Source organism: Micromonospora sonchi (assembly GCF_014646235.1).
GTDB classification, from domain to species: domain Bacteria; phylum Actinomycetota; class Actinomycetes; order Mycobacteriales; family Micromonosporaceae; genus Micromonospora; species Micromonospora sonchi.
In genome coordinates, this window is sequence record NZ_BMNB01000039.1 from 40,217 (window position 1) to 54,695 (window position 14,479).

The 14,479-nt window shown below is 67.0% G+C and carries 11 protein-coding genes and 2 pseudogenes; 5 read left to right on the forward strand and 8 right to left on the reverse strand.

What is annotated here, in order from left to right; all coding sequences use genetic code 11:
* Nucleotides 1-12 precede the first annotated feature (12 nt).
* Nucleotides 13-4,935 (forward strand): NAD-glutamate dehydrogenase, encoded by a 4,923-nt coding sequence (locus IEY61_RS27740; protein ID WP_229706494.1) that lies wholly within the window; start codon nt 13-15, stop codon nt 4,933-4,935.
* Nucleotides 4,936-5,483: 548 nt separating this feature from the next.
* On the opposite strand, the pseudogene IEY61_RS27745 reads toward IEY61_RS27740, so the two are convergent.
* Nucleotides 5,484-6,265, reverse strand: a pseudogene (locus IEY61_RS27745) (transposase family protein).
* Nucleotides 6,266-7,079: 814 nt separating this feature from the next.
* Entirely contained in the window at nt 7,080-7,589 is a 510-nt protein-coding gene (locus IEY61_RS27750) for a DUF4839 domain-containing protein (RefSeq protein ID WP_189049586.1), read from the reverse strand.
* A gap of 847 nt (nt 7,590-8,436) precedes the next feature.
* Here IEY61_RS27750 and IEY61_RS31590 point away from each other — a divergent pair.
* Complete coding sequence (locus IEY61_RS31590) at nt 8,437-8,625, forward strand: hypothetical protein (protein WP_229706495.1); 189 nt, start codon at nt 8,437-8,439, stop codon at nt 8,623-8,625.
* Nucleotides 8,622-8,981, forward strand: coding sequence for a hypothetical protein (locus IEY61_RS27760; protein WP_189049590.1), 360 nt, complete (start codon nt 8,622-8,624; stop codon nt 8,979-8,981). Before IEY61_RS31590 ends, IEY61_RS27760 begins: the two co-directional genes overlap by 4 nt.
* Before the next feature lie 265 nt (nt 8,982-9,246).
* Here the strand turns inward: IEY61_RS27760 and IEY61_RS27765 are convergent, their stop codons facing one another.
* Both IEY61_RS27765 and IEY61_RS27770 read right to left on the reverse strand, forming a co-directional pair.
* Nucleotides 9,247-9,654 (reverse strand): hypothetical protein, encoded by a 408-nt coding sequence (locus IEY61_RS27765; protein ID WP_189049592.1) that lies wholly within the window; start codon nt 9,652-9,654, stop codon nt 9,247-9,249.
* A 6-nt stretch (nt 9,655-9,660) separates the two neighbouring features.
* Nucleotides 9,661-10,491, reverse strand: coding sequence for an IS5 family transposase (locus IEY61_RS27770; protein ID WP_189049594.1), 831 nt, complete (start codon nt 10,489-10,491; stop codon nt 9,661-9,663).
* A gap of 346 nt (nt 10,492-10,837) precedes the next feature.
* On the opposite strand from IEY61_RS27770, the gene IEY61_RS27775 reads away from it, so the two are divergent.
* Complete coding sequence (locus IEY61_RS27775; RefSeq protein ID WP_189049596.1) at nt 10,838-11,251, forward strand: DUF4913 domain-containing protein; 414 nt, start codon at nt 10,838-10,840, stop codon at nt 11,249-11,251.
* A gap of 297 nt (nt 11,252-11,548) precedes the next feature.
* Here the strand turns inward: IEY61_RS27775 and IEY61_RS27780 are convergent, their stop codons facing one another.
* The 4 genes from IEY61_RS27780 to IEY61_RS27795 all read right to left on the reverse strand — a co-directional run bounded on the left by IEY61_RS27780 (nt 11,549) and on the right by IEY61_RS27795 (nt 13,416).
* Entirely contained in the window at nt 11,549-11,764 is a 216-nt protein-coding gene (locus IEY61_RS27780) for a hypothetical protein (protein WP_189049598.1), read from the reverse strand.
* 307 nt (nt 11,765-12,071) lie between these two features.
* On the reverse strand, nt 12,072-12,602 hold the full coding sequence (locus IEY61_RS31595) for a hypothetical protein (RefSeq protein WP_229706496.1): 531 nt from the start codon (nt 12,600-12,602) through the stop codon (nt 12,072-12,074).
* Between the two features lie 7 nt (nt 12,603-12,609).
* Nucleotides 12,610-12,906: a hypothetical protein gene (locus IEY61_RS27790; RefSeq protein WP_189049600.1), complete on the reverse strand. Its 297-nt coding sequence runs from the start codon at nt 12,904-12,906 to the stop codon at nt 12,610-12,612.
* Nucleotides 12,907-13,032: 126 nt separating this feature from the next.
* Nucleotides 13,033-13,416 carry a hypothetical protein gene (locus IEY61_RS27795; RefSeq protein WP_189049602.1) on the reverse strand — a complete coding sequence of 128 codons (384 nt, stop codon included), beginning with the start codon at nt 13,414-13,416 and terminating at the stop codon, nt 13,033-13,035.
* 226 nt (nt 13,417-13,642) lie between these two features.
* Between IEY61_RS27795 and tcmP the strand changes: the two are divergent.
* Nucleotides 13,643-14,344 (forward strand): annotated as a pseudogene (gene tcmP / locus IEY61_RS27800) (three-Cys-motif partner protein TcmP); the annotation flags it as partial.
* Nucleotides 14,345-14,479: the final 135 nt, after the last annotated feature.

Consider the following 14,479-nt stretch of genomic DNA (forward strand, 5'->3'; position numbering starts at 1 on the left):
AACGACATAGGGATGGACATCACCGTTGACCTGGGCCCGCCCGCCAAGGCGCTGGCAGAGGAGTCGGAGGACGCCGAGCTGGACGAGCCGGTACCCAACGCGGAGCGCCTGGTGGCCGAGGCGGTCGCGTTGACCGGGGACGACCACGACGCGGCGACCCTGGTCAGCCGCTTCTGGCGGTTCGCGCCGGACGAGGAGCTGATCGGCTTCACCGCCGAGGAGATGCTCGACGCCGCCCGGGCGCACCGGGACCTGGCCGAGCAGCGCGCACCCGGCGAGTTGAAGCTGCGGATCCACGAGCCCTGCGCTGACCAGCACCACACTGTGATCGAAATCGTCACGGACGATATGCCCTTTTTGGTCGACTCTGTGACCGCCCTGCTGAACACCCACCACCTCGACGTGTACCTGCTGGTGCACCCGGTCCTGGTAGTGCGGCGCGAAGCACTCGGCCGCTTGACCGAGGTCTCCGCCGACGTGGAGCCGGACGACGCGGTTGCCGGCGACCTGGTCGAGTGCTGGATGCGGATTGAGATCGACCCGGTCCGCGACCCGGCCGAGCGGGAGAAGCTGCGCAAGGATCTGCAGCGGGTGCTCACCGACGTCCGGGAGGCCGTCGAGGACTGGCCCAAGATGCGCCAGCGCGCCCGGGCCCTCGCCGACGAGCTGGCCGCCGCGCGGACCTCCGACAACCGGCCGCCGGTGCCACATAACGACATCATTGACTCGATTGAGCTGCTGCGCTGGCTGGCGCACGACCACTTCACCTTCCTCGGCTACCGGGAGTACCGCCTGGTCGACACCGACGGCGCGGACGGCGGCCAGGCCCTCGAAGCCGTCCTCGGCACCGGGCTGGGCATCCTTCGGTCGGACTCGCCCGAGGCCCGGTCGCTCGACTCGATGACGCCCGAGGCGCACGAGAAGGTGCTCGAGAAGCGCCTGCTCATCATCACCAAGGCCAACTCGCGGGCCACCGTGCACCGCTCGGCCTACCTCGACTACATCGGCTTCAAGATCTTCAACGACGCCGGCGACGTGGTCGGCGAGCGGCGCTTCCTGGGCCTGTTCTCCACCGCCGCGTACCGGACCAGCGTGCAGGAGCTGCCGGTGGTCCGCCGCAAGGTCGCCGAGGTGCTGGACCGCTCCGGGCTGAGCCTGCGCAGCCACTCCGGCAAGGGCCTGCTGCAGATCCTGGAGACCTACCCGCGTGACGAGCTGTTCCAGATCAAGACGGACGACCTCTACCACGCGGCGGTCGGTGTGCTGCGGATGGCGGGTCGCCGGCAGCTGCGGGTGTTCCTGCGCCGGGACGGCTACGGCCGGTTCATCTCCTGTCTGATCTACCTGCCCCGGGACCGGTTCACCACGCAGAACCGGCTGCGCATGCAGGACATCCTGCTGCGTGAGCTGAACGGCGTGGGGGTCGACTACAGCACCCGGGTCACCGGGTCGATGCTCGCCCGGGTGCACTTCACCGTCCGGACCGACCCGACCAACCCGCCCGGGGAGATCGACGCCGATCTGCTGGCCGAGGAGTTGGCCGACGCCACCCGGCTCTGGGACGACGACTACCGGCTGGTGTTGGAGCGCATGCTCGGCGACGAGCAGGCCAAGCACCTCTTCGGCCGGTACGCCGACGCGTTCCCGGAGGGCTACAAGGACACCCACACGCCGTACGAGGCGATGAAGGACCTGGCCAAGCTGGAGCTGCTGGAGGAGTCCGGCCAGCTGGAGATGCACCTGTTCCGCAAGCAGCTCGCGCCGCGGGTGAACGACGGCGACCGGGCTGTGGACGTCGACGAAGCCATGGACGTCCGGTTCAAGGTCTACCGGTACGGCGAGCCGATGATGCTGTCGGCGGTGCTGCCGGTGCTGCACTCGCTCGGCGTTCGGGTGGTCGACGAGCACCCGTACGAGGTGGAGCGCGTCGACGGCCGGATCTGGCTGTACGACTTCGGCCTGCAACTGCCCGAGGCGCACCAGGACCTGGCCGAGGTACGCCCGCACGCGGAGAACGCCTTCGCCGCCGCCTGGCGGGGCGAGGCCGAGGTGGACGGCTTCAACGAGCTGGTGCTGCGCGCCGGGCTCACCTGGCGGCAGGTGGTGGTGCTCCGGGCGTACGCGAAGTACCTGCGGCAGACCGGCACCGTCTTCTCGCAGGAGTACATGGAGCAGACGTTCATCGCGTACTCGAAGATCGCGTCGCTGCTGGTGGAGCTCTTCGAGACCCGGTTCGCTCCGGGCGCGGTCACCATGGACGAGCGGCGGCAGCGCAGCGGCGAGCTGGTCGCCGCGATCGGTGCAGCGCTGGACGACGTGGTCAGCCTGGATCAGAAGCGGATCCTGCGGTCGTACCTGACGTTGATCCGGGCCACCCTGCGGACCAGCTTCTACCAGCGGCCGGTCTGGGGGCGGCCCAAGTCGTACGTGGCGTTCAAGCTGGACCCGCAGGCGATCCCGGACCTGCCGGCGCCGCGGCCCAAGTTCGAGATCTTCGTCTACTCGCTGCGGTTCGAGGGCGTGCACTTGCGGTACGGGCCGGTGGCCCGGGGCGGGCTGCGCTGGTCCGACCGGCGGGAGGACTTCCGCACCGAGGTGCTCGGCCTGGTCAAGGCGCAGATGGTGAAGAACGCCGTGATCGTGCCGGCGGGTGCCAAGGGCGGTTTCGTGCTCAAGCAGAAGCCGGGCGACCGGGACGAGGCGGTGGCCTGCTACAAGGAGTTCGTCGGCGCGCTGCTGGACGTCACCGACAACATCGTCAGCGGGGAGATCGTGCCGCCGGAGGACGTGGTCCGGCACGACGGCGACGACCCGTACCTCGCGGTGATGGCCGACGAGGGTAACCCAACGTTTTCCGACATCGCCAACGAGATTTTCGCCGCGCACAATTTCTGGCTGCGCGACATCTCCCCTAGTAGCTCATCGCGCCGAACGGTAACCGAGGCCACTCTTGCGGCCCAGGGAGCGTTGGAGTCGATCAGTCGCCATTTCCGAGTCATCGGCCTTGACGCCGAATCCGGGAACTGCACTGTCGTGGTCGTCGGCAGCGCCGGGGATGATATCCCGCGACACGGCTTACCGCTGCTCGGGCCGATCCGATTGTTGGCCGCCATTGACCGGCACAACATATTTCTAGACCCCAATCCGGACCCAGTTACCGGCGCCGAGGAGCGGCGGCGGCTAGCTGAGCTGACGGAATGCAGCTGGGCCGACTACAACTCGGGGATGATTTCCATTGGTGGCGGGGTGTACCCGAGGAGGGCCGAGTCAGTCCCGGTGAGCCGACAAGTTCGTAACGCCCTTGGACTGGACGAAGACGTCGAGCAGCTCTCCCCCCAGGACCTTGTGAAGGTGATCCTCGCGGCCGCGGTCGATCTACTCTGGATTGCGGACCCAGGCATCTGGGTGAAGGCGGCGGCCGAGCGCCACGAGGACATTGATGACCAAGCTCGCCTTACAATACGGATAGATGCCCACGATCTACGATGCCAGGTGATTTGCGAGAGCAGTAGCGGACTCACTTCACGAGCCCGCGCGGAGTACGCGCGGGCCGGAGGCAGGGTTTGGACCCCTTTTGTCGATGCATCAGGCCCGCTCGTCCATGAGGACCACCGGCGCAACACTCAGGTCGCTGTAGACATCGCCGTCGACACGGGGCGGCTCGATCCAGCCATTGGCCACGCCATGCTCGCCGAATGTGCCGACCAACTCGCCGCGCAGGCGTTGCGCGTTTGCCGTGACCAGGTACGAGCCATCAGCGACGAAGAGGCCCAGAGCACCTCACTGCTCGCGGCGCACCGCCGAGTCATAGAGGAACTTGAGGCGTTGGGGCTACTTACTCGCGACGACCTCGGGCTCCCTGACGACGACGACCTGGACCGCCGCGCGGCACACGCAGAGGGGCTAAGCGCACCGGAGTTGGCGGGGCTGCGGGCTGCCGTATTGACCCAGATGAAGGCCGACCTCGTCCCTGGCCCAATCGTCGACGAGGCGTGGGCGACAGAGACATTGATTCAGTATTTCCCGTTGCCCGCACAGAGGCGGATCAGGACTCAGATCATGGGCCACCCATTGGGCCGCGACATTGTCGCTGCAGAGGTGGCCCGCGAGGTGGTGGACCGGGCCGGCCTGTCATTCGTTCACCGACTCCGACTCGAGACGGGTAGCGAGCCAGAGGACATTGTGCGCGCGTACGCCGCCGCGCGTGACATTTACGACCTGCCGGGCCTGTGGCGCCAAGCCGATGAAGACGAGACAGTCGTCTCCCAAGATCTTCAGCAGGCAGTCCATGTCCGCACCAGCCGCCTGCTACACCGGGCCGCCCGATGGCTGCTTGTTAACCGTCACTCTCCGATCGACGTCTCGGCCGAGGTGCAGCAGCTTCGCGCACCGGTGCACGGACTGCTCGCATCGCTCGTAGACCTGTCCAGCGAAGTGAGAAACGCGCATCGAGAGACGGAGCTCGAGCGGCTCAAAGGTCTCGGGATACCGCCTTCCCTGGCGCATCGTCTCGCCGCGCTGGATGACGGGTACAGCGCCGTCGACATTGTTGGCCTCGCCCTCGGTCTTGGGGCGGACATCGCGGAGGTGGCCCGGGCGTACTACCTGCTCGCGGACCGGATCGACTTGAACAACCTACTCGCGCGAGTCGCGGCACTGCCGCAGGCCGACGCCTGGGACAGCCTGTCGCGTGCCGCATTGCGGTACGGCCTCTACGACGCACTCACCGCGTTGACCGATGACATGGTGTCCGGGAGCCAGCCAGGCGACAGTGGCGTCGTGGAACGAGTCCAGCGGTGGGAACAAGCAAACTCCGCAGCTATAGCGCGGGTTCGTGACTACGCGCACGCTCCAGGCGAGCAGGGCGAGGATCTAGCCCATTTGTCGATGCTATTGCGCCAGGTGCGCGCGCTGGTCAGGACGAGCGCAGGATAAACGCCCTGAGGCTGCGCAACGTCAGTGCGGTGGTCTCCAGACGCGGCGCTGCGTCGCTGCAGAGCCGGGCTCATATCCCGCATCATCTCGATCGTCGACCCAACTGGACGGAGGGCACTGGGCCTTTTGCCGCTACACACAGTTGTCCGACAGCTCGATGGTAGGCCGCTCGTTCGTCGGGTGACAGTTGGTCTATCCGGGCCAGCGCGTACGCAAGATGGTTCACCGGCTGGTCGAAGGCTGATTCCAGCAGTTCGGTGACGGCCTCGTCCAGAGCCCTGCGAGTGGGTCGAGCAAGGATCGGAGCTACGATCGCCATGATGCTGGTGGCGAGCGCAGCAGTCGGTGGGCGTCCCTCGACCCGAACGGATGGCCTTTTGCGTAGCGCGAGATACTGTCGCGCGTCAGCGGCTACGGCTTCGGCGCATGCTTCCGGCAGGCCGGCTGCTAAAAACGAGCTTGGCCTTCGGCATAGGGCGACATGAGCGGCTTGGGCTAAAGGACGTCTCGTAATTCGGTGAAGGTGTTGCTGATCAACGGTGTTGGCATCATCCGTGCAGGATGATGTTGTGAAGATTGGCGATGCCGGAAGTGGTGTCGGCCAATGTGTGGGCGGCGCGACGGTAGTCCCGCAGGATTTTGAAGGTTTTCATGCGGGCCAGGGCGTGTTCGACCTGCGCCCGGACTCTGCGGTGTTGCTTGTTCAGGTGGGCCTTGCAGGCCGGTAGTTCGTTGCCGTTGGTGGGCTTGCGGTACGGGATGATCACTTCGGGGTTGCCTCGGTAGGCGCCGTCGGCCAGGACCGGCCGCCCGGCCAGCTTCTGGTCGATGCCGCTGGTGCGGTAGACGATGGTGTCGTTGCGGTTACCGGGTTGGGGGTCGCCGAGGGCCACGACGAGGCGGGTGTGAGCGTCGATGGCGATCTGAAGGTTCGTGCTGTAGCGGTAGTTCTTGCTCGGGGCGGCCAGTCGGTGGTCCCGGGTGGGGATCAGGGTGCCGTCGACGATGGTGATCTGGTCGACCCGACGCCGGCGCGCCGGCGCCAGGGCCAGGAAAGGGGGCCGAGGGTGTCGATGACCCGGTGGGCTGCGGAGTGCGACACCCCGAACAGTGGGCCGATCTGCCGCGTCGTCAGGTTCGTGCGCCAGTACGCGGCGACCAGCAACACCCGATCGGCGAGGTCGAGAGACCACTGCCGGCCCGGTCGGCCGTCGGCGATCGTGTCCCCGCCGCGTTCGGCGACCAGCCGGACCAGGCGGCGGAACTGGGCGGGCTGCAGCCCGGTGAACGGGAAGATCCACTCTGGGCGGGCTACCGAGATCACCTGCACCCCGACATGATCCACCATGGACCATCACGGAGTTACGAGACGTCCCTTAGGGTCACACCGGTCGTACATGGCCGGTCTCCGTTGGGGCGTCGCCGCGTACAGGCGGTCCCGGTCTAGCGGGAAGGGCTACCTGCACCGGCCGTAAATGACTGGTCTCCGTTGTGGCGGCGGCGGGCCTAGGGCGTCACGCGGAACTAGTTGGAGTTGTACCGGTCATACGCGACCGGTCTCCGTTCGGTGCCGGCCGAGGCCTGGTGGTCCGCCGCACCCCATCTGCCCCAAGCCGCGGCTGGTACCGCTCGGAGTGGCCACGCCGGCGCCCTCAAGCAGCGCGCCGGAGAACGCGACGTCGAGGCCCGGACGCTGCTTGAGCGGATCGGCGCCGCCGTTGGCGCGGAACTGGCCGCGCTGATGCGGGCACGGGAGGTCGCGGCCCGGTGGGACGAGGAATTCGACGGGTACAGCGCGGCGGTGCGATGCTCGACGACTTTGCCGCCGCGCTCCGCCCGGCGGGCGTTGCACTGCCGGAGTTCGTTGACGACCAAGGCGACGAGGACGACGACGCGACACTGTGCGCCGGCTGCGGCGGAGCCGTCCCGGACACCGACACCAGCCCCCGGTGTCAAGGCCATCGAGCACGGCGGCCAGCGTGCCCCCGGTGCGCGCCGACCGGCTCGCCGAGGGCCGTCGGTACGCGGCTGCAGGACGCCCAGGACGCCCTCGAGGCCCTCAATCAGCCCAACGCCTAGCGACAAGCATCGAGGCCCGGTCCCTTCGGGGGCCGGGCCTCTTGCCGTCTACGCGCGGCCGGATCTCACCTCGCGGTGAGCGGGGACTCCGAGTCGTTTGAGTCCTCGTCAATCAGGTAGTACTGGAACGGCTCGAACTCGTACATGACTCCGGCTAGGGCCTTCACATGCACGTTGGTGCCCTTCGCCAACTTCTCCATCGGGTCCTCGTGGCCGTACCAACTCAATTGGAAGACGGGCCCAGTGTGCTTTTTGTTCGACGCATCGCCCGCCATCACGTCGATGGTTGATGCGCCGTTGGCCTCGCGCGGGTTGATGTAGATGTCAGAAACGAACCCGTCGAACTCGACTGTCTTCGCCAGGAACTTCTCAACGGCCGCTTCGACCGTCTTGCCATGCGGCGGGCCCGCCAGAAGCGCTGCAAAGTCGGGGTTGTTCTCGACCGTGATTGTCTTCGGCGCCGTCGCCGTCGCCGTCGCCTTCTCCGTTCCCGCGTCCGTAGGTTCGGCTTCCGGAACCTCGCAGCCGACGAGCAGTGCGAGCACGGGTACAACCAGGGCGGCCTTCTTCCTCATGCGGCCGAAGCATGCCAGCTGTTGCCCAGCCGGCCACCACCGAGCCCTACCCAGCACCGAGCGCTACCTGACCATCGCCGGGGCCGGTGTGCCTGACAAGAGCGCGCGCCGCGTTCGATGAGCTGTGGGCGCCCAGCACGTCGGCCAGGCGCCGCCGGCGTGGAAGCAGCTGCCGAGGTTGGCGCTCGGCGTGCACATCTCAGCGCTGTGACCTAGGACGGGCGGCGCTGGTCGACGGGGCCAGCGCCGCGGGACAGCCGGGTCAGCTGCCGGTGCTGGCGACGGTGGCCGGATCGGATCGGCGAGGTTGTTTCGCGAGTCGGGGTGACGCGGCAGAGCGTCCACGCGCGGCTGCCGCTATGACGAGGCTCGTCTGGCCGGGTTACAGGACCGATCGCACCGGCCGGAATCGTGCCCCATCGGGCGGTAGACCTGTTCGGTGAAATTCTCGGCGGAGCACTGCAATCTTCTCTGAAAAGAATCTTGGCGTACGGAAAGGTTCGGTGAGAACCGACAGACCCGGCGACGGCATCGGCTGATGAGGCAGGACTGGTGCGGTATCATTAAAGGCACGAGCTGCGGGCGGTAGGTGATCGTTTCCTTGGCCAGCGCCCGCTGACCGCCGCCGAGTTGCTGCTCGTGACGCCATCCATCGACGTGTGCCGCGAACGGGTGTCGCTACCACCCAGCACACGTCATCGCCTTCAACTGCCAGACGAGGGAGATGTCCGTGACTGCTCAGGGCAAAAGGACCACCACCAGGTTGGAGCCTGGAGATCGGATACTCATCACCAACGACCCCGCGAAGGCGTCGACCCGTACTCGGGGAGTCTGGCACCCGAGCCGGGTGAGGACCGGCGCGACCGCCGCCACGGTGACGGACAAACAGGCACTCGCTGGTCGTCGTACCCGCTACAACGTCGTGGCGGACGTGAACAGCGTCTTCGACCTGTCCGGAGGACAGACCTTCATCATGGCGTCGCCTGCGGCACCGCAATCCTTGGCCAAGTCCGAGCGCGAGGGCGATCAAGGGTGACCGGCCACTTGCCAGGCGAAGGCGGCATCCGGCGGAGCCCAGCGGCCAACCCGGTGCCCACTTTCCAGTCCGCGACCTACATCATCCTGACTAGCCTGCGTCCGGACTCCGGGCTCATGATCGGCAGCGTACGGGCAGTCGCCCACGCCGAATCCACCCGCCGCCTGTATGGCGCGGGCAGCCGTGACGCCCTCGTCGCGGTGTATGTCCGGATAGCTGATGCGCTGATGCTCGTCGAGGTGGAAGCCACCGAGCTGTCGAGTGCCGCGGAAGTCAGGCGCTACCTGATCCGTACGTGGCTTCACCAGCAGTTGCTCGGGCAGTGCGAACTGGCCGTCCACCTGGATCGACAGTAGGGGTGCTGGCCCGCGCGAGCATTGCTGCGCGGGCCAGCACCGGGACTCCAAGCCGCTACAACCGGAGCCCCTGCGACCGCCAGACGGTCCGCGGACACAGCGTAGCGGCGGCACTGCCCGTGCCATCGCCTCCGCACACAACCCGCTTGCGCCGTACGCTGCAATACCCGCCCGGCGCACCTCAGGTCGAGCTACAGCAGCGGTGAGTGTCGTATCGGCCACCGTAGCTGGCGCAGCTCACATCCTCAGAGGACGGTTACGGAGATTACGTCCCTTTCGGGGCGAGAGTGAACATGCCGGGCTCGTTTTCGATGAGGACATTGCGACTGACCAGGCGTTTCAGCTTGGCGCGGGCGCCTTCGACGTGTTTCGGTAGCGGCTCGATGTCGAGAGCGAGGCAGATGTCCTTGGCGCGCATCCCGGTGCCAGACGCTCCCAGGACGGCGAGGATCTGCTGGTAGGCGGAGCTGGTCACGGTCGGGTTGTCGGCGGTGAACTCGGTCGCGGCCAGCATGCGTAGCGTGTTGCGTGTGGTCACCAGGTCGGTCAGTTCGGCGTCGATGCGGGTCAGTTCGCTGGTGAGTGTGGTGATCTGGGCGCGGATCTGGTCAGCGTTGCGGCGTGCGGCGGTTTCGCGTTCGGTGATCAGACCGAGGATCGTATCGAGGTGCATCGTGGCCTACTGGATTCGCCAGGTCCGGGTGCTGGTGCCGGTCAACCGGCGGACCATGGTCGCCATCGACGCCCACAACGTGCGTGATACTGATGATTCGGGTCGGATCTCGTACTCGCGGACCAGCCGCCGGTGCAGCATCAGCGTGCCGAGCGTCTGCTCGACGATCCACCGCTTCTTGACCGGCACGAACCCGGGCAGGGTGTCGGAGCGTTTGACGACCTCGATGTCGATGCCCAGGACCGCGCCATGCACGGCGAAGTCCTGTTTGAAGCCCGCGTCGACCCAGGCATGGGTCACCGTCGGGGCATGCTCGGCGACCTTGTCGAGCAGCCGGATACCGATCGCGTTGTCGGTGACCGACGCCGCGGTGATCACGACCGCGATGATCAACCCCAGGGCGTCCACGGCCAGTCCTCGCTTGCGGCCCGGTACCCGTTTACCCGCATCTTTGCCGGTCGTGGCGGCAGGGACATGGTTCGCGGCCTTGATCGACTGAGTGTCGACCGCGACCGCGGACGGGTCCTCACGACGGCCGGCCTTCTCCCGGGCCTGGCAGCGCAGCAGGTCATGAATCGCGGCATCGGTGCCGTCGTCGCGCCACGCGGCGAAGTAGTAGTAGGTCACCGGCTTCTGCGGCAGGTCGTGCGGCAGATACGCCCACTGGCAGCCAGTCCGGTTCTGGTACAAGATCGCGTTCACGATCTCCCGGAGATCCTGTTCGCCGTGCCGGCCCGCGACCGAGACCCGCCTGGCCCGCCAGGCGTCCAGGAACGGGCCGATCAACGCCCACTGCTCGTCGGTGACATCGCTCGGATACGGCTTGCGCTGGCTCATACCGGCCCAACACCGAAGCCCACGAACAGGACACGACCCATGTTCATTTTCATGCCATCGAGTGATCACTATCTACCGCGAACCCGCAGAACGATCTCCAAACGGACCGAACGCATAGATCAAACTTAACCTCTGTAACCGCCCTCTCAGGACGCGATCCCTGGTAGGGGCTATGAGGACGAGCGCGCACGGGATGGTGTCGCCTGGCAGGTGCAGCCAGATGCGATCCCTGGTACGGGCGATGAGGACGCGCTCCCCAGGTAGCGGTCTGGGCGGCGGCCCGCGTTGCGATCCCTGGTAGGGGCGATGAGGGACCAGGACCAGCGCGAGGAGATCCCACCCTTGGGTGACCCACTCACCCACCCGGCGCCGGTGGTTTCTGCCGGATGGCAACGAGCCGGTCTTCCACGACGTCGAGGCGTTCGTCGGGAACTACCTCGCCCACGTCGTCGGGCGACGCCTCGCCAGCGGACCGACCTCCGGGATGAACTGGTGCCCACGCTGGTGGGCCCATCCAGAAGCGATCTCCCGTCTCTACGCGTTGTGGCGGGCCTGGGAGACCCTGCGGGTCAGCGACCCGCAGACCGGCATGAGCATCTGGTGGCGCGACCACCTGGACCCCCACCTCGCCGCACTCGCCGCCGAGTACGGCCCGTTCAGCCGGTGCGGCCCCGACAAGCACACCGAGCCCCGCCCCCTGCCGGTCGAGCCCGCACCACCGGACGTGCTGGCCCAGCTTCCCGACGCAGCCGGCGTTTGATTCCTCGGCATCACCCCGGACGTCCATGTCAGGCAGGGCTTTTACCCTGCCCGCGACCATCTCGGTGATCGCCGTCGCTCTCAGGAAGCACCTTCCGGAGGCAACTCACGCAGCACGCTGCGGTCGTTGATGACGGAGATTTACGGGCCGGTGGTTCGGTCTGCTACACCGGAGGGAATAAATCAACACACCATCGGACGGTACTTGAACCCAACCTCATCCGTCTTATCGTTGATGACGTAGTAAAAGAGAACGGGCGGGAAGCTCTCGCTCCCCGCCCGCTCCCTCAGTAGGACGTCATCGGTGAGTTCTGGCGACCAACCACGTCACCGTCGACTGTCCCAGCACCGCGAGGGCCTTCGCCGCCACGGCAAGGCCCTCGCGCTGTTGGTAGGCCGCCACCAGGGCGACCAAATCCAGCGCGGGCCTCGCCATCTGCCACACACGCTCGGTACGCGAAGTGGCCCGTGGAGGGTCCTGCCCCTGCTGCTCCTTCACCGTGCTTTCTCCCATCCGCCCCGAGGTTCGGAGCACCGCGCGGTAACGCTCCGAAGAGCAGGCCGGACGCGCGGGAGAAACCACAGCAAGTCACAACAGCGGTACGAGATCGACGGTAACCGAGCAACCCGACACAGCGCCGCCAACACCCGGCCGACACGCCGTGTCCACCCGGGACGTTCGAAGAAACTCTCGGGCCCGCCGGCATACCGCACCGCCGCGGGTAGCCCCTGATCTCGCGGCATCGCTCGCCGGCCAGGTCGCCACCGCCACCCCTAGCTGAAGTCCACATCCTCAGGCGCCGTTCTGACGTCCTGGCCAATCAGCCGCCGGCGGTGACGTGCTCGCACACCCGGCGGGGCCGGTAGCCGCCCGGGATGTCGGCGCCGATGGTGTCCCAGAACGCCGACGAGCCGTCGATGTGCCCGCCGAGCGTGTGCCAGGCGTAGCAGGGGTTTTCCCTGCGCAGCGCCGCGAGACCGGCGGCGGCCAGGCCGCAGCGGCGGTAGGCCGGCAGGGTGTGCGGCTGCTCGACCCAGCCGATCCGGCACCGATGACATATCTGGTAGTCGACCGCGAACACGAACTCATCGCGTACGGAAGCGTTATCGGGGGCGTGGCCGCGTAGGTTTGCCGCGCGCATCCGCCAGCCGATCCGCTCGTTCGAGACGGTGTCCTGCCACGGCGTGGCCAGCCTGGGCACGACCGGCCAGCCGGACCGGCGCGGCCACCGGCCTCCGGTCAACCGCAGGAGCAGCTCGCGCCAGGGTTCACGCCCGGACACCCGGCCGAGCATCGCCGTGCTGGCCACCAGGTCCCGGATCTCGGCATCACGCGAGCCGGTGTCGGTCATCGACTGCTCAGTCCTCGCCGGCGTCGGCCTGCGCCTGCCCGGCCTGCTCGACCAGCGCGTTGGTCAGGTCCCGCAGCCCCGCCACGACGTTCCAGTCCGGCCGGACCGCCGGGTCCAGACCGCGGGCCTTGGCGTCCTCCCAGATCCGGTCGACGTAGTCGTACAGCGCCTGCCGAGCCTGGACCTGCGCTGCCCGACCAGCGACGTCGAGCGCGGCCAGACCTGCCGCATCGAGTTCGGTGAAGGCGTCGATCAGCTCGATCGCCATACCCTGGTGGTCCAGTCCATCGTCCACATTGACCATGCCGGTAACCCTATGGCATCAGGTCATCACGCGAGCGCGCCGCGATTGTGGGAGCAGCATCGGGCCGGTAGCCGTCCGTCAGTGTCGAGCTGGGCGGCTCGGCGTCAGCGCCGCGATCCGGACTCCCTACCCCTCCGTGAGCGTGAGGGTTGCCCAGGCCTGGCTGGTACCGATCGGGTCGATCGCGCGCAGGTTCACCGGCACATCGAGCACGACCAGGTGCGCGCGCTCGTTCTCACCCCGGCCGGGCAAGATCAGACCGCGTACCGCGTGATCGCCCTGGTCGTCGCCGACTCCAGGCTCCGGTGCCCCCAGCAGTCGTGCGGCGGCCTCGGCCGGGAAGGGGCCGCCCTGCCACTCGATCTCCCAGGTCCGGCCGCCGTTGCCGGGCCACCAGTCGAGGTGGGAGGCGCCATTGAGGGCGCCGGTCTCCCGCAGGGCCGACATGACCCGTCCCAGCACCTCGTAGTAGCGCGCCGGGTTCTCCCGCAGGTAGTGCACATCCGTCATGACCTGCTCAACGAACCGGTCCAGGGGTCAGGTCCGCCCTGACCCTAGCGTTGGTTTCGCTGAAAGTTACGGACGGGCCAGTAAGCCACCCTGCGTCCTCACGCGCATGTTTGCGGATCCCGATCACCGTCCTCACCGCGCTCCCAAGAACAAGTCGCGCTACCCCTACGTCGCTGTGAGTGGGAACATCGACGCGGAGCGTTATAGCTATGGGGGAGGGGTGTGGATGGGCCGGAGTGATGCTGATCCGTCGAAGTGGGATTGTCCACCGCATACCAAGGCCAAGCACGACATGCTCGCGTCGTACTTGAATGGCTGGTTCCCGATCTTGGCAAGCTGGAATGGCCGAGTGTTGTACTTCGACGGCTTCGCCGGGCGAGGCCGCTACACCGACGGGTCGGAGGGCTCCCCGCTGGTGGCGTTGCGACATCTGGTCGAGCACCGCGCCTTCTCTCAGATGCGTCATCGTGAGTTCGTCTTCTACCTTGTGGAGGCGAACAAGGACAACGCCGCGTCGCTGGATCGCGAGATCGCGGCGTTGAAGGCCGAGAAGGCCCCCTGGCCGGACAACGTAAAGCCCATCGTGATCAACGAGAAGTTCGACGTGCAGGCCACGGCCATGATCGAGCGCCTACGGGAGCAAAAGCGGCGGATGGCGCCCACGTTCGCCTTCGTGGACCCGTTCGGGTACAGCGGCTTGCCCATGGATCTGCTAGCTGAGCTGCTCAACTACGGCCGCAGCGAGGTGTTCGTCAACTTCATGGTGGGCCACGTGCAGCGGTTCATTGAGCGAGTCGGCCAGGAGAGAGCCATGCGGGACTTGTTCGGGCTCAGCGTCGAGGAGGTGCTGGACGGCTACGACGGCACTGGGGACCGGATTGCGCACCTGAAGACGGTCTACGAGCGGCAGCTGCAGAAGAAGGCCGGCTTCCCGTACGTACGTATTCAGCTTGGGGTAGCCGTTTGGGGCAACCACGGCCCGGTGGTGAATAGTTGCTTGAGCACGTCGAGGGCGTCCATGCCGTGCTTGGCGGCAGTGGACAGGTAAGAACGCAGGGTGGCG